At 67.0% G+C, this 22213-nt stretch carries 20 protein-coding genes; 11 read left to right on the plus strand and 9 right to left on the minus strand.

Annotated features, from left to right (window positions below; all coding sequences use genetic code 11):
- Positions 1-95: 95 nt before the first annotated feature.
- The gene (locus OG394_RS01485; protein ID WP_328992917.1) at positions 96-584 is read left to right on the plus strand and encodes a hypothetical protein; all 489 of its coding nucleotides are present in this window, start codon (positions 96-98) and stop codon (positions 582-584) included.
- A gap of 125 nt (positions 585-709) precedes the next feature.
- Entirely contained in the window at positions 710-2737 is a 2028-nt protein-coding gene (locus OG394_RS01490) for a VWA domain-containing protein (RefSeq protein WP_328992918.1), read from the plus strand.
- A 68-nt stretch (positions 2738-2805) separates the two neighbouring features.
- On the opposite strand, the gene OG394_RS01495 is transcribed toward OG394_RS01490, so the two are convergent.
- Both OG394_RS01495 and OG394_RS01500 read right to left on the minus strand, forming a co-directional pair.
- On the minus strand, positions 2806-3219 hold the full coding sequence (locus OG394_RS01495; protein ID WP_328992920.1) for a DUF4259 domain-containing protein: 414 nt from the start codon (positions 3217-3219) through the stop codon (positions 2806-2808).
- Positions 3220-3308: 89 nt separating this feature from the next.
- A complete protein-coding gene (locus OG394_RS01500) occupies positions 3309-4970 on the minus strand; it encodes a bifunctional 3'-5' exonuclease/DNA polymerase (protein ID WP_328992921.1) in 1662 nt (553 codons plus the stop codon).
- A 406-nt stretch (positions 4971-5376) separates the two neighbouring features.
- Between OG394_RS01500 and OG394_RS01505 the strand changes: the two genes are divergently transcribed.
- The 7 genes from OG394_RS01505 to OG394_RS01535 all read left to right on the plus strand — a co-directional run bounded on the left by OG394_RS01505 (position 5377) and on the right by OG394_RS01535 (position 11609).
- Entirely contained in the window at positions 5377-6765 is a 1389-nt protein-coding gene (locus OG394_RS01505) for an aminotransferase-like domain-containing protein (protein ID WP_328992922.1), read from the plus strand.
- 61 nt (positions 6766-6826) lie between these two features.
- Complete coding sequence (pdxS, locus tag OG394_RS01510) at positions 6827-7735, plus strand: pyridoxal 5'-phosphate synthase lyase subunit PdxS (protein ID WP_328992923.1); 909 nt, start codon at positions 6827-6829, stop codon at positions 7733-7735.
- On the plus strand, positions 7732-8310 hold the full coding sequence (locus OG394_RS01515) for a DUF6891 domain-containing protein (protein ID WP_328992924.1): 579 nt from the start codon (positions 7732-7734) through the stop codon (positions 8308-8310). The genes pdxS and OG394_RS01515 overlap by 4 nt, the downstream gene beginning before the upstream one ends.
- Positions 8303-8902, plus strand: coding sequence for a pyridoxal 5'-phosphate synthase glutaminase subunit PdxT (gene pdxT, locus OG394_RS01520; protein WP_328992925.1), 600 nt, complete (start codon positions 8303-8305; stop codon positions 8900-8902). Before OG394_RS01515 ends, pdxT begins: the two co-directional genes overlap by 8 nt.
- A gap of 34 nt (positions 8903-8936) precedes the next feature.
- Entirely contained in the window at positions 8937-9698 is a 762-nt protein-coding gene (locus OG394_RS01525) for a YebC/PmpR family DNA-binding transcriptional regulator (protein ID WP_328992926.1), read from the plus strand.
- 177 nt (positions 9699-9875) lie between these two features.
- Complete coding sequence (locus OG394_RS01530) at positions 9876-11030, plus strand: right-handed parallel beta-helix repeat-containing protein (RefSeq protein WP_328992927.1); 1155 nt, start codon at positions 9876-9878, stop codon at positions 11028-11030.
- Between the two features lie 255 nt (positions 11031-11285).
- Positions 11286-11609 carry a hypothetical protein gene (locus OG394_RS01535; RefSeq protein ID WP_328992928.1) on the plus strand — a complete coding sequence of 108 codons (324 nt, stop codon included), beginning with the start codon at positions 11286-11288 and terminating at the stop codon, positions 11607-11609.
- Between the two features lie 330 nt (positions 11610-11939).
- On the opposite strand, the gene OG394_RS01540 is transcribed toward OG394_RS01535, so the two are convergent.
- The 7 genes from OG394_RS01540 to OG394_RS01570 form a co-directional block, all read right to left on the minus strand.
- The gene (locus OG394_RS01540; RefSeq protein WP_328992929.1) at positions 11940-14465 is read right to left on the minus strand and encodes an exo-rhamnogalacturonan lyase family protein; all 2526 of its coding nucleotides are present in this window, start codon (positions 14463-14465) and stop codon (positions 11940-11942) included.
- Positions 14462-15355: a carbohydrate ABC transporter permease gene (locus OG394_RS01545; protein WP_328992930.1), complete on the minus strand. Its 894-nt coding sequence runs from the start codon at positions 15353-15355 to the stop codon at positions 14462-14464. Before OG394_RS01545 ends, OG394_RS01540 begins: the two co-directional genes overlap by 4 nt.
- An 11-nt stretch (positions 15356-15366) precedes the next feature.
- A complete protein-coding gene (locus tag OG394_RS01550; protein WP_328992931.1) occupies positions 15367-16362 on the minus strand; it encodes an ABC transporter permease in 996 nt (331 codons plus the stop codon).
- Between the two features lie 45 nt (positions 16363-16407).
- Positions 16408-17949: an extracellular solute-binding protein gene (locus tag OG394_RS01555; RefSeq protein WP_328992932.1), complete on the minus strand. Its 1542-nt coding sequence runs from the start codon at positions 17947-17949 to the stop codon at positions 16408-16410.
- A complete protein-coding gene (locus OG394_RS01560) occupies positions 17946-18575 on the minus strand; it encodes a YesL family protein (RefSeq protein WP_328992933.1) in 630 nt (209 codons plus the stop codon). Before OG394_RS01560 ends, OG394_RS01555 begins: the two co-directional genes overlap by 4 nt.
- Before the next feature lie 160 nt (positions 18576-18735).
- Positions 18736-19389 carry a DUF1961 family protein gene (locus OG394_RS01565; protein WP_328992934.1) on the minus strand — a complete coding sequence of 218 codons (654 nt, stop codon included), beginning with the start codon at positions 19387-19389 and terminating at the stop codon, positions 18736-18738.
- A complete protein-coding gene (locus tag OG394_RS01570; protein WP_328992935.1) occupies positions 19382-20416 on the minus strand; it encodes a LacI family DNA-binding transcriptional regulator in 1035 nt (344 codons plus the stop codon). Before OG394_RS01570 ends, OG394_RS01565 begins: the two co-directional genes overlap by 8 nt.
- 114 nt (positions 20417-20530) lie before the next feature.
- Between OG394_RS01570 and OG394_RS01575 the strand changes: the two genes are divergently transcribed.
- Both OG394_RS01575 and OG394_RS01580 read left to right on the plus strand, forming a co-directional pair.
- Positions 20531-20998: a hotdog fold domain-containing protein gene (locus tag OG394_RS01575; protein WP_328992937.1), complete on the plus strand. Its 468-nt coding sequence runs from the start codon at positions 20531-20533 to the stop codon at positions 20996-20998.
- A 41-nt stretch (positions 20999-21039) separates the two neighbouring features.
- Positions 21040-22197 carry a GNAT family N-acetyltransferase gene (locus OG394_RS01580; RefSeq protein ID WP_328992938.1) on the plus strand — a complete coding sequence of 386 codons (1158 nt, stop codon included), beginning with the start codon at positions 21040-21042 and terminating at the stop codon, positions 22195-22197.
- Positions 22198-22213 lie beyond the last annotated feature (16 nt).

The following is a 22213-nucleotide window of genomic DNA, read 5'->3' on the forward strand; positions in this document are numbered from 1 at the left end:
ATCCCGACCCTAGATCGACCGTTGCACGTAGTCGCGGGCTCAGCGCGGAACGTCAGCACCCCGTAATCGCGGGCCGCCGCCGTCACAATGGGGGTGTGTGGGCCTGGATGCTGGTAGCGGTCGTTGTCGTCGTACTGCTGCTGGCGTTGTATGCGACCTGGACCGCGGGGAGGCTGGACCGGTTACACCATCGGGTCGCGACCGCCCGAGCGTCGTTCGAGACCGAACTGGCCCGCCGGTCCGCCCTGGTGGCCGAACTCGCCGGCGCCGGGGTGCTCGATCCGGCCAGCTCCCTTTTGTTGCTGGACGCCGCCCACCGAGCCCGTACGGCGCCTGAGGACGATCGGGAACAACGCGAGTCCGCTCTGACCCGGGCGATCGCGGCCACCCTCACCGGTACGACGGTCGAGCCTTGGTCGGGTGAGCTCGCCGGCACCATTCGCCGGGTCCAGATGGCCAGGCGGTTCCACAACGACATCGTGGTCTCGACCCGCGCGCTCCGCGAGCACCGATTGGTCAGCTGGCTGCACCTGGCCGGACACGCGCCGCTGCCTCGAACGATCGAACTCGACGACGGTAGTTAACCGCTTGGACACGCTAAGTCATTGACGAGTCGTTGATCGACAGTCCATGATCCGAAGCGGGGTAAGAAGCGGAGATCGCGCGCAAGGCGCTGATCCCGTGGGGGGATTCCGAGGGGGAATCAAACATGCATGCAGTAATCCTGCATGGGCGCAAGCCTGCCCGAAAGAACCGTTTACTAGTTGCCGTCAGCACATTTGCGGTCGCCTTGGCCGGCACTGTGGTGATGGCACCGACCGCGTCGGCGGCACCGGCGCCCGGCGCATCGGCCAGTCCGACGTCCGTGAGCCGGTTTGGCGTCTCGACGGTCACGCTCACGCTGGACGGCGAGAGCAGCACCCAATCCACGCCGACGGACCTGGTCCTGGTGCTGGACGAGTCCGGCAGCATCGACGGGGGTGAGTTCAACCAGTTGAAGGCCTTCGCCGACGACGTGGTGGAGGCCGTCGCCGACGACGGCCTGTTCACCAACGGCGGACGGGCGGCCGTGGTGGGCTTCTCCACCGCCGCGCACACGGTCATCGGGCTGAGCACCAGCGAGACGGACGTCCGCAATGCCATCACCGGGAACCCGCAGGCGGGCGGCACCACCTGCATCTCCTGTGGACTCAACCAGGCCAACACGGTGCTGGGCGCCGACGACCCGGCCCGCAATCAGGTCGTCATCGTCATCACCGATGGCAACGCGAACGGCGGAGATCCGACCGGAGCGGCCGCGACCTCCCTGCAGGCCAAGGCGACCGTCTTCGCGGTCGGCGTCGGTGACGGCGTCAGCCAGGCCACACTCGAGACCATCGCGAGTGGCCCGGGCAGCAGCAACACCTTCAGCGCGGGCAGCTTCGCCGACCTGGCGGCACTGCTCGAGACCCTGGTCGCCGCGGTATCGGTGCCTGGGGCAACTAATCCGTCGGTCGCGGTGACGCTGGCGGCGGGCTGGGACCTGGTGCCCGGCTCGGTGACATCGAACCTGGCCGGCGGATCGATCGGTGGCGAGAGCGTCAACGGCTTCACCTGGTCACGCTCGAACCTCGCCGACGAGAACCTCGTGATCACGTACCAGATCAAGCACGAAGGGGCGCCGTGCGGTCCGCTGCCGGTCAACTCGTCTGTGGTCTACAACGACGACGAGAACGCCGTCGTCAACTTCCCGCCGGTCGTCGTGACGGTGAACTGCCTGCCGCCGGTGGCCGACGCGGGTGCGGACAAGAGCGTTGCGGAAGGCTCCTCGGTACTGCTCGACGGTTCCGGCAGCCACGACCCTGACGGCGTTATCACCTCGTACGCGTGGAGCGGCGCCGATGCGGGCGTCGGAACCCTCACGAACGCCGGTAACGCCATCGCCACCTACAACGGCCTGGACGACGGAGCCGACGCGGTCACCCTGACCGTGACGGACGACAACGGGCTCACCGACGATGACAGCACCACCGTCACCGTCCAGAACGTCGCGCCGTCCTTGACGCTGACGTCCTGCCCGATTCAGCCCAACGCGGTCAACACCGACGTGTCGTTCACCGGGACGTTCACCGACCCGGGCACGCTCGACACCCACTCGATGTCCGTGAACTGGGGCGACGGTACGACGACTCCGGTGCCGGGCGTTTCGTCTCCGGTCGGAGCGACGCACCAGTACACGGCCGCCGGTATCTACGACATCGCCGTGACGGTCACCGATGACGACGGCGGTACCGACACCGAGACCTGCGGCTTCGTCGTCGTATACGACCCGGAGGGCGGCTTCGTCACCGGCGGCGGCTGGATCGACTCGCCGGCCGGCGCTTACCCGGCCGACCCGACGGCCACCGGACGGGCCAACTTCGGCTTCGTCTCGAAGTACAAGAACGGCGCCTCGGTGCCGACCGGTAGTACCGAGTTCCAGTTCAAGGCCGGCAACCTGAACTTCCACTCGAACGACTACCAGTGGCTCGTGGTCGCTGGGCAGAAGGCCATCTTCAAGGGAACCGGGACCGTCAACGGCGCCAGCGGCTACAGCTTCATGCTGACGGCCACCGACGCCAGCCCGGACCGGTTCCGGATCAAGGTCTGGGAGACCGCAGGCGGCACCGTCGTCTACGACAACCAGATCGGCTCCGCGGACGGATCCGACCCGACCACCGCCATCTCCGGTGGCCAGATCGTCATCCACAAGGGCTGACGCAGGGCTCTAACGAACTGCCGGCCGGCGTGACCCATCACGCCGGCCGGCACCCGTTGGTGGGTTGCTCAGCTGAGGCGTTCTACCAGGTCGTCGATGGAGTTGTCCCAGTCGCCTGGTTCGGGGTCGGTGACGCGCCAGAGCTCGAGCAGTTCGGAGCCGGGGGCGCGGACGCGTTCGGCGGCGAGGATGGCGAGGACGCGGTTCTCCTTGGTGTCGAGCTCGGGATGTTTCTCGCCCCAGGTCAGAGCCTCCGCGTTGTACTCGTCGACCTCCACCGGGCTGCCCGCGGCGGCCGCGACGACTTCGGCCGCGGCCAGTGCTTCGCAGGCGAGGTCCGCGTCGAGGACATCGTCCTCCGGTGTCGCGGCCACTTGCGAGAGGAGGTCCACGACCGATTCCACCGAACCAGCGTCGACCAGGTCGCTCGCCCAGTCGGCGGCGGTGTCGTTACCGAAGACCGATCCATCCCATGCGCCCATGAGAAAAAATGTAACTGCCGATCAGGTGCATGGCGAAGCCCTTCCCACCACCTTTCCACTCCTCGGAAACCCGTCCCACCGCAGACGGGCTATTTGGCGTTGGCATAGCACTCGACGGTGGCGATGGTGAAGGGGAAGCGGGTGGGGGTTTCGCCGAAGGCTATTCGGCCGGCGAGGGCGCCCGCGGCGCGGATCGCGTCCGCCACCTGGTCGGCCTCGTCGGCCGGGCAATGCACGATCACCTCGTCATGCTGGAAGAAGACCAGCTCGGCCTGGAGGTCGACGATCGAGCGACGCAACGCGGCCAGCATCAGCAGCGCCCAGTCGGCAGCACTGCCCTGTACGACGAAGTTGCGGGTGAAGCGCCCACGAGCCCGCGCGTCCGAGCCGGAATAGCCCGCGGCATACCGCGTCTCCTCGACCTCGACCGACGGATCGACCTCGCCAGTCCGTACGGCGGGTGGGCAGGTGCGGCCGAGATGCGTACGCACCAGGCGCCCCTCCTCCCCGGCACGGGCCGCGTCGTCGACGTACGCCACGGCCGTGGGGAAACGGCGACGGAGATCGGCCAGATTCTTCAGGCCGTCGCCCGAAGTCTGGCCGTAGATCGCCCCGAGCACCGCGAGCTTGGCCGTATCGCGATCACCCGCGAAGGCCCGATCCGAGACGGCCTTGTAGAGGTCGCTCGCCTGCCCGGCCACTTCCATGAACGCCTTGTCCCGGGAGATCGCCGCCAGGATGCGTGGCTCGAGTTGATCCGCGTCGGCCACGACCAAGCGCCAGCCGGGATCGGCGACGACGGCCCGGCGGATGACCTTCGGTATCTGCAGCGCGCCACCGCCGTTCGTGACCCAGCGCCCGGTCGCCGTACCGCCGGGCAGGTAACCGGGTCTGAAGCGGCCGCCGTGCACCCAGTCCTGCAACCAGGACCAACCGTTTGCCGTGTAGATCCGGTAGAGCGACCGATAGGCGAGCAATGGCGCGACTGCCGGATGGTCGATCGCGGAGAGCTCCCAGCGCCGGGTCGAGCGGACCTTGATACCGGCTTGGCCGAACGCCTTGATCACGTCCGCCGCGAGCGCGGGACGGACCGGCCGCCCGAACGCTTCGGAGACCTGGTCGGCGAGCTCGGCCAGCCGGCGCGGCTCGACGCCGCCCGCATAGCGCTCGCCGAGCAGCTCGTCGAGGAGGGCACGATGCACGTCGGCACTCCAGGGCAGACCGGCCTGATCCATCTCGGCGGCGACGAGCATGCCCGCCGACTCGGCCGCGGTGAGCAGGCGCATCCGGTCGGGATCGACCGCCTTCTCGTGCCGCTGGAGCTGATCGACGTACACCGTCAGCAACGCGTCGAACGGCACCGGCGTCGGCTGGATCTCGAACAGCGACGACTGCGATCCCGGCTCGGCCGCTCGCAACGGCGGATCCGGCGGCACCTCATGCCCTTGTAATCGCGCCCACGCGGCCGCCGCCGAACGAGGCTCGCCGAATCGCCCTTCGTGCGCGAGCAACAAGCCCTCGGCGTTCTCGATGTCATAGCAGCGCTCGAGCCGAACCCCGGCCGCGAGCAGCCGGGGATAGACGTCCGCCGTAGCACGCCAAACCCACCGGTCCACCGCCGGACGCGAGCGCACGGCAGCGACCAGATCGCCCTCGCGCTGGATCGGACCCGCCGGCCGCCCGTCCACCCCGAGCGCGACGACCTCAGCCCCACCGCCCTCCAGCGGCGCAATGGCCCACCGTTCGCTCATAGTTTCGATTCTCACACCACCCACCGACATTTCCCGCCACCCCGCCCTCCTCCTTGCGACCCGCTCCTTTCCTCCTTCCGCGAGTGGTCACTTCTGACCGCCGCCACGGCCCTCGCCTTCCTTCCACGAGTGGTCGCGTCTGACCGCCGCCGCTGTTCCCCTTCTTCCTGCCGCCAGTGGTCAGGTCTGACCGCGGCGCTCCCCTTCTTCATGCCGCGAGTGGTCGCGTCTGACCGAGTCGCGACCTCCTTCTTCCCGCCGCGAGTGGCCGCGTCTGACCGCCGCGCGGACCAGACGCGACCACTCGCGGGAGGTGGAAGGGGTGACCGTCGCGTGGATCGGACGCGACCACTCGCGGCAAAGGGGAGGAGGGGCGCGGTAAGTCCAGTTGTGGGAGAGTGGACTTATGTGGCGGACCGATGACCTTGATGCCGCGGATGGGACCAAGACCGCGCAGGTGGAGAGCCTGGTGTTGCGGCGGATCGAGCGGGGTGACCTGTCGATCGGGTCGCGGTTGCCGTCCGAGCGGGTGCTCGCGGAACGCTTGGGCGTCAGCCGGGTCACTGTTGTACGTGCGCTCGACCAGCTCCGCGCGGACGGCGTACTCGAGACCCGGCGCGGCTCCGGCACCCACGTCCGGCCACTCGATCGCCTGCTCGACCCGATCGCGCCTGCCTCGACCGTCAGCCGGACCCAAACCGAGAAGACCGACGCGGAAGCACCCCTGCTCGACCTCCGGTTCGCCACCACCGCCGCGCCGCACGACGTCGCCGAGGCGTGCGCGCAACTCGTCACGGGTGGGCTGCCGCAGGCGATGGGTGGGGATGGGCCGCCGCCGGGTGGTTCGGCCGGACTCCGCGCCGTACTGGCTGAACAGCTCACCAGGGAAGGCGTTCCGACCGAGGCGGATCAGCTGACGCTCACGGTTGGCGCCGCCGCCGGGTTGAACGCCGCGCTGGCCGGGTTGGACCTCGGCGCGGGCGTCGCGATCACCGAGTCCCCGACGTACCCGGCGGCCCTCGACATCCTCCGGCGGCACAACCTGGACATCGTCGGTTGGCCCGCGGGCGTTTGGGATCCGGATCAACTCGCGCATCTCTGCCGCCGGCACAAGCCGAAGCTGATCTACCTCCAGGCCGACAACCACAATCCGACCGGGTTGAGCCTGCCGGCCGATCGCCGTACCGAGGTGGTCGAGATCGCCCGCCGGTACGACGCGGCGCTGGTCTGCGACGAGACCCTGCGGCCGCTCTGGCTGTCGGATACCGAGCAGCCCGGACCGCTCAGCCGGTATCCGCGGACGGTCAGCGTCGGCAGTCTGAGCAAGACGGTGTGGGGCGGTCTGCGCGTCGGCTGGGTGCGCAGCGGTCGCCAGCTCCGGCGCCGGATGACCACGGCCGCGCAGCTCAACATCACCTCGCCGAGCGCGCTGGACGACTTGCTCGCGCAGGCGCTGGCGGATCGCCTGGACCAATTAGTTGTACGACGGCGCGCCCGGTTGCGGGCCAACCTGGCGGCGCTGGAGACGGGTCTTCGGACCTTGCCGGGCGTGGCATGGGCCACGCCGACGGGCGGGATGACGCTCTGGCTGGAGCTGACGGAGCTACGGTCGCGCCGGGTGCTGGAGATCGCGCGTTCGCACGGGTTGTTGCTGAGCGCGGGGGAGTTGTTCACGCCTGACGGGGCGGATCGGCGGCACGTGCGGATCCCGTTCACCGCGCCGCCGGAAACCCTGGGCCTGGTGGTGAGCCGGTTGGGCCAGGCGTTGACCGAGGCATCAGTCCACTCGATCTGAGGTGGACTGATATCGGGCTGCCGCGACCACTTACGCTGGGAGCGCAGCAGCCAGCACATTCATGGAGGATCGAGTGACCGAGAACAGCCCGCAGACCGGTACGTCGAAGGTCAAGCGCGGAATGGCCGAAATGCTCAAGGGTGGCGTCATCATGGACGTCGTCAACGCCGAGCAGGCCAAGATCGCCGAAGATGCCGGCGCCGTCGCGGTGATGGCACTCGAGCGGGTCCCGGCCGACATCCGGGCCCAGGGTGGCGTCTCCCGGATGAGCGACCCGGACATGATCGACGGCATCATCGCGGCCGTCTCGATCCCGGTGATGGCCAAGGCCCGGATCGGTCACTTCGTCGAGGCCCAGGTGCTGCAGAGCCTCGGTGTCGACTACATCGACGAGTCCGAGGTGCTGACCCCGGCCGACTACGCGAACCACATCGACAAGTGGAACTTCACCGTTCCCTTCGTCTGTGGCGCGACCAACCTGGGTGAGGCGCTGCGACGCATCACCGAGGGCGCGGCGATGATCCGCAGCAAGGGCGAGGCCGGCACCGGCGACGTGTCGAACGCGACCACGCACATGCGCCAGATCCGCCAGCAGATCCGCCACCTGCAGAACCTTCCCGAGGACGAGCTGTACGTCGCCGCCAAGGAGCTCCAGGCGCCGTACGAGCTGGTCAAGGAGGTCGCTGCACTCGGCAAGCTTCCGGTCGTGCTGTTCACCGCGGGCGGTATCGCCACCCCGGCCGACGCCGCGATGATGATGCAGCTCGGCGCCGAGGGCGTGTTCGTCGGCTCTGGCATCTTCAAGTCCGGCAACCCGGCACAGCGCGCTGAGGCCATCGTGAAGGCGACCACCTTCTTCGACGACGCTGACGTGATCGCCAAGGTCTCCCGCGGTCTGGGCGAGGCCATGGTCGGCATCAACGTCGACGAGATCCCCGAGCCGCACCGTCTTTCAGAGCGCGGCTGGTGATCACTGGGCTCAGTGACCGGACCGACCGGGAGTTGCGCGGCCTAGCCCGCGTCCTGGTCCGGTCCGGTTATGCCGACCGGGCCGAGGTAGAGGCCGCACTGACCGAGGCTGTCCGCGAGGACGCGCCTGAGGTCGATGCGGCCGCCCTGGTGCCCGAGTTGATCACTGAGGCCGTCGCGGACCTAGAAGCTGATGCGGCGACATGGCCCGCTCAGACCGACACGGACCGCCTGGACGACGTACTGGATGAGCTGGAGGCTCTCGGGCTTGTAGTTGTCCGGTACTGCGCTGACCACCATGACGCTCGTAAGGCGCTAGAGGCCGCTACCGAGCCCAAAGGCGTCGTGTTCTTCACGGACACCGACGTCTGGCACGCGGTCGACTTCGGGATGCTCGAGCTGAAGGTGTGGCACCCCGACACGGCAAACGTCGCGCCGGGGGAGGCCTTGCTGGACGACGTACTGGCTCTTCTGGCCGGGCGGGGTATTCAAGCGGCCTTCGACGAGGGCCGGATCGAGACCACCATCAACTGGCAGCGCCGAGGAGACTGTGACTTTGAGGAGCGACGTGAGTAAGCCCGTGGTCGGTGTATTCGCTCTGCAGGGCAATGTCCGCGAGCACTTGGCCATGCTGGCGCAGGTCGGCGTCGAGGGCCGGGCGGTACGACGTCCGTCGGAGCTGGCCGAGGTCGACGGCCTAGTGCTGCCGGGTGGCGAGTCGACCACGATGGACAAGCTGGCGCGCGCGTTCGACCTGTTCGAGCCGTTGCAGAAGCGGATCGCGGACGGGATGCCGACGTTCGGGACCTGCGCCGGGATGATCATGCTGGCGAACGAGATCAATGGTGGCATCGAAGGCCAGGAGACGCTCGGCGGGCTGGATGTGACCGTCCGCCGGAACGCCTTCGGCCGCCAGGTGGACTCGTTCGAGGCGGATCTGGACTTCGCCGCGCTGGACACGCCGTACCACGCCGTCTTCATCCGGGCGCCGTGGGTGGAACGGGTCGGACTGGACGTCGAGACCCTGGCGACGGTCACGGAAGGCCCGGCCGCGGGTAGGATCGTCGCGGTTCGCCAAGATCGGCTGCTCGCCACGTCGTTCCACCCGGAGATGACCGGGGACGCACGACTGCACGGCCTGTTCGCCGAGATCGTGCGCGGCCAGTAGCCAGGTAGAAGCAGTCGGGAAGGTTGGGTCGCGCATGTCAGGCCACTCCAAATGGGCCACTACGAAGCACAAGAAGGCCGTCATCGACGCGAGGCGCGGCAAGCTCTTCGCGAAGCTGATCAAGAACATCGAGGTGGCTGCCCGCACGGGCGGTGGCGACCTGGCCGGTAACCCGACCCTCTACGACGCCGTTCAGAAGGCGAAGAAGTCGTCGGTCCCGAACGACAACATCGACCGCGCGGTCAAGCGTGGTTCCGGTGCCGAGGCGGGTGGCGCCGACTGGCAGTCGATCACCTACGAGGGCTACGGCCCGAACGGTGTGGCGATGCTGATCGAGTGCCTGACCGACAACCGGAACCGGGCCGCGGCGGATGTCCGTACCGCGATGACCCGGAACGGCGGCTCGCTCGCCGACCCGAACAGCGTCGCGTACCTGTTCAACCGCAAGGGCGTCATCGTGCTGGCCAAGGAGCAGGACGGCCGCAGCCTGACCGAGGACGACGTGATGGAGGCCGTGCTCGAGGCCGGCGCCGACGAGGTGAACGATCTCGGCGAGTCCTTCGAGGTGATCAGCGAGGCCGGTGACCTGGTCGCGGTCCGGACCGCGTTGCAGGCCGCGGGCATCGACTACGAGTCGGCCGACGCGTCGTTCGTGCCGTCGATGACCGTCGAACTCGACGCCGACGGCGCGGGCAAGATCTTCCGCCTGATCGACGCCCTCGAGGACAGCGACGACGTACAGAACGTCTACGCCAACTTCGACGTCTCCGACGAGGTCATGGCCGAGGTCGGCTGACCTCTCCGCGGTGTCTCCGCGGTTTATTCGCGGCGCCTCGGTGGTGTCCGGAACTGGCCAATGGCTTTCCGTGCCCGGACGACTACAAGCCGTTGACGCTGGAGTTGTTAGCGATAACACTCCCGGTCAATGGAAAGCGATTGCCAGAGTCGCTTTCCCTTGACTCGGGAGACTCTCATGGCCAGATCCAAACGCATTGCGCTCCTCCTCGCCGTGCTCGCCGCGGCTGTCGCTCCGCCGGCTCAGGCGGCCCCGGCACCCGAACACGGGGTCGCGGCTGATTGCGGGACGGGCGCGTACAACGCCATCGTCACCGTCAGCGGAAGTACGTGGAGCGCTCGCAACGGCAGCAGTACGAAGTACACCGGGTCGAGCATGATGGCCGCGATGCAGGCGGCGGTGAACAGCCTCACCGCCGGACGTACCTCCAAACAGCGAGTCGTCGTCCAAGGCTCGGGCACGGTCAGCGCGGGCTCGCGACTATCGCTCGCGAGCTACACCGTGCTCGACGTCTGCGGCACGATCAACGTGACCGGCTCCGGTTCGGGCGACCAGGCGCCGGTCTACGCGCGCGGGGTTCGCGACGTCGAGGTCCAGCATCTGAAGCTGACCGGCGCACCGCTGTACGGCATCTTCATGCGCAACGTCACCAACGTCATCCTCGGGCAGATCGACATGCGGCTGTCGGGCGGCCTCGGCATCCGGATCGACAACCGTGGCGACACGAGCCAGTGGACGAGGAACGTGCGGATCGACAACGTGTACGTCTCCGGCTCCGGCACCCACGGCGTCGAGACGTACGGCGTCGACGGTTTGACCATCGGCACCGTGACCGCTCGCAACACGCGTGATTCCGGCCTACTGCTCAACCAGACGATCAACGCCACGATCGGCACGGTGGACGCCGACGGCGCCGGCACTGGTACTGGGTACGCCGCCTTCCGGATGGCCAACCGCAACGGCCGGGTCGGCAGCAGCTATCCCACCAACATTCGCGTTGGCACGGTGATCGCGCGGGGTGGCGGCCGCGGGGTCTTTTGCGTATCCGAGAGTGGTGGTGCCGTGATCGACCGGGTGACGATCTCGAACACCGGCAACAACTCGATCCTGGTCGAGAACTGCTACAACGTGAACATCGCCGCCGTGAGCGGGTCGGTCTCAGGTGGTGGCGAAATCCGCCTCGCCGCGCGGACCGAGTTCGCCAACAACCGCGACATCACCATCCAGAACCTCACGGTCACCAACTCGCGCATCACCGAAAACCCCTGCGGCACAAACACCACCTTCCGCAACATCACCCGCGTGAATTCCCCTATCAACGTCTGCAGCTAAACACCGTTCATCGGTCCCTTGTGACACGGCGCGTCGCGGTTCATCGGTCCCTTGTGACCAAGGGGTTTCGTGGTCACAAGGGCCCGACGATGGCCGACACGCCGCGTCACAAGGGCCCGATGAACGGAATGGAGACGTGGGATCCGACGATAGGCGTAAGGGACCGTTTACGGGATACGCCGGATGCCTGGGGGAGCGACTGTGCGGCACGCTGAATCGCGAGCCTGAAAACGACTAGTCGAAGGATTGAGGATCGTGACCGAGTACGGAGACGAGGCGCGGACGTTGGGGGAGATCGGGGCCGTGTTCCGGGATGCGGGGCTGCAGGCGGTGCGGGTAGTGGTCCCGGCAGTGTTGGCTGAGCGGGCGGTTGCCTCCTGGCAACGGGACGACGAGGGCGCCGCACCGCGGACGGAGGACCCCACCGAAAGGCTGCGCCGGCATCGCGCGGGCACGCTCGCTCTGATCGGCCTCGCCATCACCGAGCGTGGACAGACCGACGCGGACGGGAACACCGTGGTCGACCTCAGCCCGGAGCTGGTCGGCGTCGCGATGAACGCGGCCGACGACCTCGCCTGACCTCACGCCCGGTTAGACCATCTTCGAACCTGATCCCTTGTGACCAACCCTCGGCTTGGCGGTCGGGCCCTTGTGACCAAGGGCGCGAGCCTCTCTCACTTTGCATTCATTCGTCGGAATCCGCCCTCACAGCTCAGCGGACCAGCACAGGCAAGGGGACGGCCGAGGGCGGATTCCGACGAATGAATGCAAAGTTGAGGACGACTGGCGCGGAATCGCCGGCGGTGCGCGTGGTCACAAGGGACCGATGATGGGCGACACGCCGCGTCACAAGGGCCCGATGAACGGGATACAGACACGCCGGCGGGTACGTCGGTCAGGGGTCAGGGGTCAGGGGGTGCGGGTTAGGGCTAGGAGTTGGATGGCGGATAGGGCGTATTGGGCGGCGTCGTTGGTGGAGATGAAGGGGGCCTCGTCGATTGCGGTGAGGACTGTGGGGCCGGTGATGGGGGTTAGGCGCCAGGTGGGTTCGCGTTGGAGGAGGTTGTGGTTTAGCTGGTCGCCTTCGTCGAGGTGGAACTTGCGCCAGGCGAGGCGCATTAGGTCGGCGTCGCTGGTGCGGGCGGCGGCGTAGGCGGCGAGTCGGCTGTGCGCCTGGATGAGGGAGATGCCCTGCAGCGGGTGACCTACCTCGGCGGCCTGCTCTTCTGGTGAGGCTAGGTAGAGACGGCAGTAGTCGAGCCAGGTCTGTTCAAAACCGGGGACGTCAGTCAGGTCGATGAGTTCGGCAACGATTTCGGGGAGGCCGAAGACGGCTGATAGGTGGGAGACGCTGATCGCTTGCGAAGTCGTGTCGAAGCGGCCCGTGGCGAGGTTCATCCGCGCCTGGCCGGTGAGGAATCCACGGGGCATTGCTGCGATATCCGCCATCGTGCCGAGGAGTCGGTCCCGCGCGCGCTCGTCGCCGTACCGCTCCCAGCGCGTGAGCCAGGCGGCGGCCAGCGCACCCCAATCCGCGCCGAGTCCGACGGACAACGCGGCCGGGTCAGGCGTATAGGAGTCGGTTCGGACCTTCCGCAACGGATCGATCGCGAGGAACGTCTCCTCGGGATTCGTCAGCTCGTCGAGCAAATCGCCGGTCCGTTCGTCGGCGGTGAGGTAGTAGTAGATGCGCCGATAAGCCGCGTTGGAGATGCGCAACTGCTTGCAACTACAACCCCAGTGCTGCACGTTATGACGCGAACCCAGGCCGCGCCACCGACCAAGGTGGTAGACGTCAACCTCGCCGGTATGCCGCGTCATCGCCTCGGCGAAGCGGAACACGTCGGCCCGACCGGTGCGCAAATACTGGTACCAAAGCCACAAATCGGGCGAGAGCTCCGAGTTGTCCCACGCGAACCCACCAACGTCGTACCGCCAGGTGTGCCGATCGCGGTCGTACGCGTGCATGACGTCGCCGTAATCCCAGAAGCCGTACCACCGACGTTGCTCGCGTTGGCCGACGTAGAAGTCGAAGAGGAAGTCCAGCCGATCCTCGATCTCCTGGTACGCCGGATCCGGCAGCCCCCAGGTCCCGAAGACGTTTGCCTCGAGCAACCGTTCGGGCGAGGCCGTCAGCAGACCGGGGGAGTTGAGCTGCTGAGCGTACGACGCGAGGTCCTCGGCCGACGGCGTGGCATCGTGCACCCGAAGCGTGAGCTCGTGCGTGCGGGCGATGCCGCGCGGATCGCCGAAGCCCGGTTCGTAATCCTCGTACGTGATCTCCAAACCCTCGAGTTGTTCGGCAAACGTGTCCTGGCCCATCCCGTCGTGCCAGAACCGCAGGTCCATCGGCGGCGCGCTGGGCGACCACATCCACACGGTCGCGGTCGCGAGATCCGTCGCGGCTGCGCGAATGTCGAGACGCGTCGGATGCAATTTCCAGAAGTCGCGCAAGCCGAACCCGAGACCGCCTTGGCTGCCGCCGACATACCCGTAGCCCGGCGATCGTGTCCCGGCCGGAATCGTGACCCACGCATGGCCCGGCGCGGTCCGTTTACGCAAGCTGAAGCCGTCCGCGCTGGTTTGATCCAGGGTGTAGTCGTTCCACGCTGGAACCAACTTCTCGTTGAACTCCAAATCCCCTACTGGCCGGCCCGCGACCTGTGCCCGTCGTACGTCGTCGCCAGGATCGACCCGCAGTCCAGTGAGCCCACGGACCGCCTCGGTCAGGAACCCCTCCGGACCGGCCAGACGTACGTGCCGATTGTGCAAGGCGTCCCGCATCACCACATCAGCAGCCAGACCAAGTCCCGCGAGAAAGTCCTGCCCGGCATCGCCGTCCCACACGAAACTGTGCATGACCCGAACATCCGAGGCCCCCGCGTAGAAGACCAACCGGACACTGAACGGCAGCCAATCCCCATGGCGTCCCTCCAGCCGTACGACGGCCCGCACCGGTCCTTCCTGCTCGACCGTGATCCGCTCCACCCGGGCGACCGTCTCGGTCCGAACCCGCGAGCCATCGTCATCCGGAACGTCCTGCCGCAAACTGATCAACCGAACATCCCGCACGACCACCCGCCCGTCGTACGAGATCGTCGCGATCAACCCCGGCGCACACAACCGCCACTCGACCGACCCAGTGCTGACGCAAACGGAAGCCCCATCGCGCACAACAAGCACAGGCGAGGACGGTACGGCGGGCTCCTGGCCGGCCACCACGTCGTACGACGCTGCCGGTCGCGTCTGCGGGCCGATCGCGTGCGCGGACCACTTGACCGAGCCATCCGGCCAAGTAGCCGTGGTCCAACTCTGCAGCGCAGTGCCGTCAGCAAGCGCGAAAGGCGTGCCCGGCGAGATCGTGCCGCGGGGCCAGGGAACTCCCCACGTCGTTCCCTGACCCAGCGGTTCCTCCAACCAGTGGACCTCTGTCACTCCTTGACCGATCCGATCAGAACTCCCTTGGCGAAGTGCTTTTGCAGGAACGGGTAGAAGAGCAGAATCGGCAACGTGGCGACCACTACGACCGCGAACTTGAGGCCCTGCTCGGGGAACGCCACTGTCTCCAGCTGCTGCAGCACGTTGGCCGAGTCGGCATTGGTGGCAGTGAGCTGGCGGACGATCACCTGCAACGTCCACTTCTTGCTGTCGTCGATGTACAGCAGGGGAGACATGTAGTCGTTCCAGATGGCCACTGCGTAGAACAGGGAGAACGTGGCGATGACGGGCTTTGACAGCGGCAGCACGATCCGCAGGAACACGCCGAGCTCGTTGCAGCCGTCGATGCGCGCAGACTCCTCCAGGGCCTGTGGCAGTTCCTGGAAGAAGCTCTTGACGACGATCAGGTAGAACGGGTTGATCGCCAGCGGCAGGATCAGCGCCCAGTAGCTGTCGAGCAGGCCGAGGTCGCGCACCACCAGGTAGGTGGGGATCATGCCGCCACCGAACACCAGCGTGAAGATCACCATGTTCAGCACCAGCGCGCGGCCCGGCAGGTATCGCTTGGCGAGGGGATAGGCCATCGTCAAGGTCAGCATCACCTGGACCGCCGTACCGACCGCTGTCACGCAGATGGTCGTGAGCAGGGCCCGGACGAAGGTGTCGGTGGAGAAGATGTACTCGTAGGTATCGGTGACGAACTTCTCCGGCCACAGGAAGAACGGGCGTGAGGTGATCTCCGATTCGGTCGCGAACGACCCTGCCAGCACGTAGAGCAGCGGCAGGACCGTGATCACGGCCAAGCCCACCAACAGCAGGATGTTGAGCGCGTCGAAGGCCCGGCTGCCGACGGAGTCGTAGTGCCTGACGGTCTGGTTTCTGGCCATCTACAAGCTCCTCAGAACAATCCGCGCTGGCCGAGACGCTTCGCCAGCCAGTTGGAGCCGAAGATCAGGAGAACCCCGATCAGGCCTTTGAACAGCCCCACGGCGGTGGCGTAGCTGAACGCGCCCTGGGTGATGCCGACGTAGTAGACGTAGGTGTCGAACACGTCCGCCACCGACCGGTTCAGCGAGGTCGTCATCAGCCAGATCTGCTCGAACCCGGAGTCGAGCAGGTTGCCGGACGTGAGGATGGCCATCACCACCACGGTCGGCCGGATCGCCGGCAAGGTGACGTGCCAGAACTGGCGCCAGCGACCCGCGCCATCGACGCGGGCGGCCTCGTAAAGCTGGGAGTCGACCCCGGCCAAGGCGGCGAGATAGATGATCGTGCCCCAGCCAGTTGCCTTCCAGAGCAGCTGCAGCACGATCAGCGGGCGGAACCACGCCGCCTGCGCGACATAGTCCACCTTCTGCCCGCCGACCAGACCATGGATGTAGTTCGCTATCACGCCGAAGTCCACCGAGAACAGCAAGTAGGTGAGCGAGGCAACGATCGTCCAGGACAGGAAGTGCGGGATGTAGATCAACGACTGCACCGAGCGTTTCACCAGGTTGATCCGCAGCTCGTTCAGCATCATCGCCACGACGATCGGTGCCGGGAAGATGAACACGATGGTGAGCAACGCGAGGATCAGGGTGTTGACCATCAGCCGGCCGAAGTCCGGCCCACTGAACAGCTGCTCGAAGTGCTTCAGACCGACCCACGGACTGCCCGAGTAGCCGAGGAACGGCACGAAATCCTTGAAGGCGATCGTCAGGCCGTACATCGGCAGGTACTTGAAGACGATGAAGTACGCGACGCCGGGCAGCAGCATCACGTACAGCCAGCGATAGCGGAACAGCTCGCGGCCGAGCGGTACCCGGCGTGCCGGGCGCTTGCGGCGCCCGGCGACGACAGGGGTCACTTCAACAGGTGGCGGCGCCGGGTTCGGCGCCAGATCGGTGGCCACGACGGGTCCCTTCGATCGTGTTGGTGGTGGCGTGCGTGCGAGTGGTCAGCCGCCGAGCTTGGCGTACAGGTCGTTGATCTCGGCCGCGATCTGCGTGCCGCCGCTGTCGTACCAGCGCTTGATCGCTTCCTTCAGCTGGTCCTCGGTGATGGCGCCCGACAGGTACTTGATCCGGGCGTCGGACACGATCGTCTCGATCGTCTGGCCCTTCTCGATCGAGGTGGGCGCGACCAGCCCGATGGCCGGGTTGTGCACCGCCGTCTTCAGGTCCTCGACCATCAGCTGCTCACGCAGTTCGTACTGCCGGCGGCTCGGCTCGTCGTTGGGCTTGGGGGTGTACGCGCCCATGCCGACGCTGGCCCTCGTACCGAGCTGGATGAACGCCTTGTCCACGTCGTTCTTGATCTGCTGCACCTTGGGGTCGGACTCGTTGATCGGCACCGCGAACTTGCCCTCGGCCTTGAAGTTGCGGCCCTCGATCCCGTTGGTGAGCAGGACCTGGCCCTCCTTCGAGGCGAGCTTGTCCAGCACCTTCAGGACCTCGGCGAGTTGCTCGTCGGTCCGGATCTGCTGCTTGGAGATCGCGATGACACCGTTATAGCCGGTGAAGGGGTAGGAGAACTTCTTCCCGTCGGGCCCCACCAGGTTCCCGACCATCTCGACCTTGTCGAAGTCCTTCGGGTCCTTCTCCTTGAACAGGTCGAGCAGCGCCGTCCCGCGGACGTTGACGTCGATGATCATGCCGCCCTTGCCCTGCACGAACGGGTTGTTCCAGTCACCGGTGTCCAAGGTGGCGAAGTCGGGATTGATCAGGCCCTGGTCGACCCAGGTCTTCAGCCACCGGTTGGCCGCCAGGAACTCCGGTGTGTCGAAGCCCGGCACCAGCTTGCCGCCGCGCTCACCCCAGCCGTTGGGTGCACCGAACCACGTCTCGATCACGTCGTACGGGCTGGCGCTGCTGTAGTTCCCGGGCCACTTCGGGATGATCAGGCCGTACGTGTCCTTCTTGCCGTTGCCGTCCGGGTCCTGCTCGGTGAACGCCTTGGCGACGGCGTGCAGGTCCTCGACCGTCTTGGGCGCCTTCAGGTTGAGCTTGGCCAGCCAGTCTTTACGGATGACGACCGCGGAGCGCAGCAGCGGCCGGACCCGGTAAACGCCGTACACCTTGCCGTTCACCCGGGAGTTCTTGTCGGTCTGCGGGTCGGCGGGCTTGAGGTTCGGGTAGGCGTCGAGTTTGTCGGTGAGGTCCCAGAAGGCGCCGGCCTCGGCGGCCTTGACGAACGACGCGCCCTTCTCGCCCTGGATCACCATCACCTGCGGGATCTTGTCCGAGGCGAGCGTGACGTTGGTCTTGTCGCCGTACTCGGCGTTGGGCACCCAGGTGATCTTGAGCTTCTTGTCGATGAGCTTCTCGACGGCCTGCTGCACCTCGCCGGCGGGATCAGGGGCGGTACCGAACAGCGGGACCATCATGGTCAGCTCGTCGGCTGACGCCTGTTCGCCGTCACCACCGGAACAGGCGGTGGCCAGCAGGGCAGTAGTCAGTGCGAGAGCGATCGCGCGGGACAGCAGGGGTGGACGCTTCATGTGATGCCTTTCGCTTGCAGGCGCGCCTCGTTCTCCGCGAAGAAGCGCAGGCAGAGCCAGGTGTCGAGCTGGATCCAGGCGCCGACGGCTAGGACCAGCCCAAGGAACGGGAAGGTGTCGGCGACGTACACGACCGCCGCCAGCACGAACAGCAGTACGACGGACGAGGCCGGACGGGTGATGGCGAACAGTGACGCCTTGGGCAGATAGGCCCGCGCCGGCAGGTCGTAGTGGACGAACATGGGCAACAGGTAGGAGCTGACGACGATCAGCGCGACCAGTGCGGCGACCGTGGCGAGCCGGGGTACGGCGGCCGCGGGGCCGATGGACGCGAACCAGAAGTAGTTCGCGGCCAGGAGGGCGAAGGCGCCGGCCAACGGCAGCACCAGCAGTGATCCGCGAACGAACTCCCGCCGGTAGGCGGTGAGAAAGGCGGACCAGCCTTGAAACGATTCACCCGAAGCGCGCCGCCGAGCGACTGTATAGGCCGCGACCGTAGCCGGACCGATACCGAGGATGACGCCGCCGGCGAGCGTGAAGACGATCCAGAGCAGGGTGAGCGTGAACGCCCAGAACAGCTCGTCGGCCGCCTCGTAAAGCCGCAAAGACCAACCAGACAAGGTCATCGCGCGCCGCCGATCGGGCGATGCGAGAGGACGGGCCTACGACGTTCCACCGGTACACCTGCCTGATCTGGAGAGCGCTTGCCAGGGTGGGAAGTGTGAGGAACGTATATTTGAATCGTATCAAAGTCAATGCTCAGTCAGCGGGTTTGTCAGGAGCCGGTCACTGACCGCTGGACCCCGGGGTGACGCGCAGGTTCGCGTACTCGCCGATCATCGGCGCCATCTGCCGGAAGCCGATCCTGCCGCCCGCCAGCGGCTGGTCGTCCTGCCAGCGGAACGCCACCAGGCCATCGACCTCGAACGTGATCTCGCCGCCGCGCACCGTCAGGCGCATCGCGTACGGCCCTTGCGCGTCCAGCACCGCAGGCAAGGGATCCGGGCCCTGGGCGACGAGGTGGAACCCGTAGCTCTTGCGCAGGTTGCAGGTGTGCAGCTTGCGCTCGGACGGCCACATCCGGCGGAAGTACGAGACGTGGTAGGCGTCGAGGTCACCGTGGTGGTACTGGTCGTACGGCCCGGTGCGGGGTGCCAGGTCGAACAAGTCCTCGCCCTGGCGGCCATGAGCGTGGAAGAACAGGATGCAGAGGCCTGGCTCGCGGATCGGCCAGAAGTCCCACTCCACGGTGATGTCGGGCCCGAAGTCCTCGGGGCACCACAGCACGATGTTGGCGTCCTGGCCGTCCTCCGGTGGCCGGAGGCTTTCCAGCCGCATCCGCCCCTGCGGGAACGTGACGGCGCCGTCGCCCTCCATGCGGAACCCCTCGATATCGGCCGGCGAACTCAGCCGATTGAGGTATTGCTTGCGATCAGTCATGACGGGCTTCGGCGCTGGAGTCGCGGATCACCAGCTCCGGCTGGAAGGTCACTTGCCGGTGCCGATGGCCCTCAGGTGCCTCGACTTCCACTTGCAGCAGCTCCATCGCCGTACGGCCGAGCAGGTCGGGCGGTTGCCGAACAGACGACAGCGGTACGGCGGCGGTGGCGGCGAACTCGATGTCGTCGTACCCCACGATGGCCATGTCGCCGGGCACCGCCAGGCCGCGCGCGGCCATGGCCTGCAGGAAGCCGAGTGCCACCATGTCGTTCGCGCAGAAGGCGGCGGTCGGCCTGGATGACGGTGGCATATCCGCGACCGTCACGCCCGCGGTGCGGCCTTGTTCGGCGCTCATGCTGGGGAGTTCGAGGGTCTTCAGCGATACGCCTTTGGCTGCGGCGACGGCGGAGGTGATGCCTTCGTGGCGGTCGGACACCTGCTGGATCGAGAGTGGGCCGCCGATGAAGATGATGCGGCGGTGGCCTCGCTCGATCAGGTGCTCGCCGACGCGTCGGCCGCCGAGACGGTCGTCGATCGACACCGCGCAGTGGTCGCCCTCGGGCGCGGCCCGGTCGACCAGCACCACCGGCGTGCCTCTTGCCGCCAGCGAGCTGAGCAGCTTGTTGTTGTGGGTGCCGACCGGGGTGATGAGGATGCCCAGCACGCGTTGTTGTTCGAGCTGGTCGAGGTGGTGCCGCTCGCGGACCGGGTCGGTGCGGCTGTTGCACAGCATCACCACCGTGTCGTGATCGGCGGCCAGCTCCTCGGCGCCTTGGGCCAGGTCGGTGAAGAACGGGTTCGACACGTCGAGCACGACCAGGCCGATGGTGCGGCTGCGGCCGGCGCGCAGATGGCGGGCCGCCTCGTTGCGCACGAAGCCGAGCGCCTCGATGCTCTGCTGCACCCGCTCGCGAAGTGGTGGCGTGACGATCCACGGCCGGTTGAGCACATTGCTGACCGTGCCGACCGAGACGCCGGCATGCCGGGCGACCTCTTTGATGCTGGGAGTGCTGCTGGACGTGGTCATCGTCCTTCGTCAGGGGTGTTCGGCGGCGATCCGCGGGGAGACAACGTCGGACAGTGGGCGACATCATAACCGGTGCCGTTCCGGCTTAAGTGACTCGCGAGTAACGTACCTGGCATGGCGACCTCTGTGCTGGAGATGTACACGAAACTGAGCCGGCTGCCCGCGGGGCGGAGGCTGTTCTCGGCGGCGTTCGCGTGGAAGGCGCCGTACTTCCGGACGATCCGGCCGCGCTTCATCCAGGTCAGTCCGAACTACGCCAGCTTGGTGCTGCCGAAGCGCCGGGCGGTGCACAACCACATCGGCACGGTGCACGCGATCGCGGTGTGCAACGGCCTGGAGGCGGCGATGGGCGCACTGGCCGAGGCGACCGTGCCGAAGGGCAAGCGCTGGCTGCCGAAGGGCATGGAGGTCGAGTACCTCGCGAAGTCGACCACCGACCTCACCTGCAGCGCCGAGACCGACCCCGACGCCTGGTCGGCCGGCCCCGACGTACCGGTGCGGGTCAAGGCGACCCGTACCGACGGCACCGTCGTAGTTGCGGGAACCATCCACCTCTGGGTAACCGACAAGCCCGCGCGATAACTGACAAGCCAGGCCGCTAGCTGACGAATTAGGGTCGGCGTGTGACTGATGAGCTGCGGTTCGTGGACTTGACGGAAGACCAACTGGCCGAGGTGGTGGGCATTCGTTCGCGGTCGTTCGGGTTGATCTCGGCGGCGCGGCGCGAGCAGTGGCTGGCCGAGGCGCGGGAGTTCGTGACCGACGGGCGGTACTTCGGCGTACTCGCGGGGGAGCGGGTTGTCGCGGCCGCCCGGATCTGGGACTTCGACCAGTGGTGGGCCGGGCGTCCGGTGCGGATGGCGGGTGTGGCCGGTGTCGTGGTGGCGCCGGAGTTCCGCGGGCGTGGTGTTGGCAGTTTGCTGATGCGGGGAGTGCTCGAGCGCAGCAAGGCGTACGGCTTCCCGATCAGCGTGCTCTACCCGGCGACGGTGGTCATCTATCGCCACCTCGGGTATGAGTTCGCCGGTGGTCGGTACAAGTTCTCCTTCCCGGCGGCTGACCTCAGGGCTCTTGGTGGCAAGGAGGTTCCGCTCCGGCCAGGCCGTCCGGAAGACGCTGAGCTGTTGCTGGAACTTGTGGCCGGCGTACGTGGTCCCGGCCGGGAGAGCGGTCTCCTCCGCTGGCCGGTCGCCAAGGTGCGCGAGTGGCTCGAGGACGACGATAACTTCGTGTACGTCGGAGAGGACGGCTTTACCGCGTACACGTGGGATGGGTCGGACCTGCGGGTGGACGAGCTTGTAGCGGGCTCGGAGGCTACTGCCCGGGCATTGTGGGCCACGGTCGGCTCGGGCTCCTCTATTGCCAAGAACGTGTTTGCGTACGTATCGCCGGAGGACCCGATCCACTATCTGCTCCAGCACGAGGCGGATCCCGCGACGACGTACCAGCGGTGGATGCTCCGTCTGCTCGACGTACCTGCTGCTATCGCCGGTCGCGGCTATAACCCGGCACTGACGATCGACACCGAGTTGGAGATCGACGACGTGGAACTACCCGCCAACTCCGGCCGGTGGCGTCTCAAGATCTCGGACGGCTCGGGGGAACTCATCCCAGCCACCGGTACGACGCCGGCGCCGCGCCTCTCGGCCCGGGGTCTGGCCGCCCTCTACGCCGGTACGTCGCTCGCCACCTTGCGCGCGGCAGGACTTGCCACTGGCGACGACGAGCGCCTCGACGCGGCATTCGCGGGCTCCGCGCCGTACATGCTCGACTACTTCTAAACCCGTGCCCGTTGTC

The organism is Kribbella sp. NBC_01245, assembly GCF_036226525.1.
Classification (GTDB): domain Bacteria; phylum Actinomycetota; class Actinomycetes; order Propionibacteriales; family Kribbellaceae; genus Kribbella.

What these genes read in the sequence shown, in the direction of transcription:
- OG394_RS01490 (WP_328992918.1), top strand. Translation starts at nt 710, where the DNA reads ATGCATGCAGTAATCCTGCATGGGCGCAAGCCTGCCCGAAAGAACCGT.
- OG394_RS01495 (WP_328992920.1), bottom strand. Translation starts at nt 3,219, where the DNA reads ATGGGCGCATGGGATGGATCGGTCTTCGGTAACGACACCGCCGCCGAC.
- OG394_RS01500 (WP_328992921.1), bottom strand. Translation starts at nt 4,970, where the DNA reads ATGAGCGAACGGTGGGCCATTGCGCCGCTGGAGGGCGGTGGGGCTGAG.
- OG394_RS01505 (WP_328992922.1), top strand. Translation starts at nt 5,377, where the DNA reads ATGTGGCGGACCGATGACCTTGATGCCGCGGATGGGACCAAGACCGCG.
- pdxS (WP_328992923.1), top strand. Translation starts at nt 6,827, where the DNA reads ATGGAGGATCGAGTGACCGAGAACAGCCCGCAGACCGGTACGTCGAAG.
- OG394_RS01525 (WP_328992926.1), top strand. Translation starts at nt 8,937, where the DNA reads ATGTCAGGCCACTCCAAATGGGCCACTACGAAGCACAAGAAGGCCGTC.
- OG394_RS01530 (WP_328992927.1), top strand. Translation starts at nt 9,876, where the DNA reads ATGGCCAGATCCAAACGCATTGCGCTCCTCCTCGCCGTGCTCGCCGCG.
- OG394_RS01545 (WP_328992930.1), bottom strand. Translation starts at nt 15,355, where the DNA reads ATGGCCAGAAACCAGACCGTCAGGCACTACGACTCCGTCGGCAGCCGG.
- OG394_RS01555 (WP_328992932.1), bottom strand. Translation starts at nt 17,949, where the DNA reads ATGAAGCGTCCACCCCTGCTGTCCCGCGCGATCGCTCTCGCACTGACT.
- OG394_RS01560 (WP_328992933.1), bottom strand. Translation starts at nt 18,575, where the DNA reads ATGACCTTGTCTGGTTGGTCTTTGCGGCTTTACGAGGCGGCCGACGAG.
- OG394_RS01565 (WP_328992934.1), bottom strand. Translation starts at nt 19,389, where the DNA reads ATGACTGATCGCAAGCAATACCTCAATCGGCTGAGTTCGCCGGCCGAT.
- OG394_RS01570 (WP_328992935.1), bottom strand. Translation starts at nt 20,416, where the DNA reads ATGACCACGTCCAGCAGCACTCCCAGCATCAAAGAGGTCGCCCGGCAT.
- OG394_RS01575 (WP_328992937.1), top strand. Translation starts at nt 20,531, where the DNA reads ATGGCGACCTCTGTGCTGGAGATGTACACGAAACTGAGCCGGCTGCCC.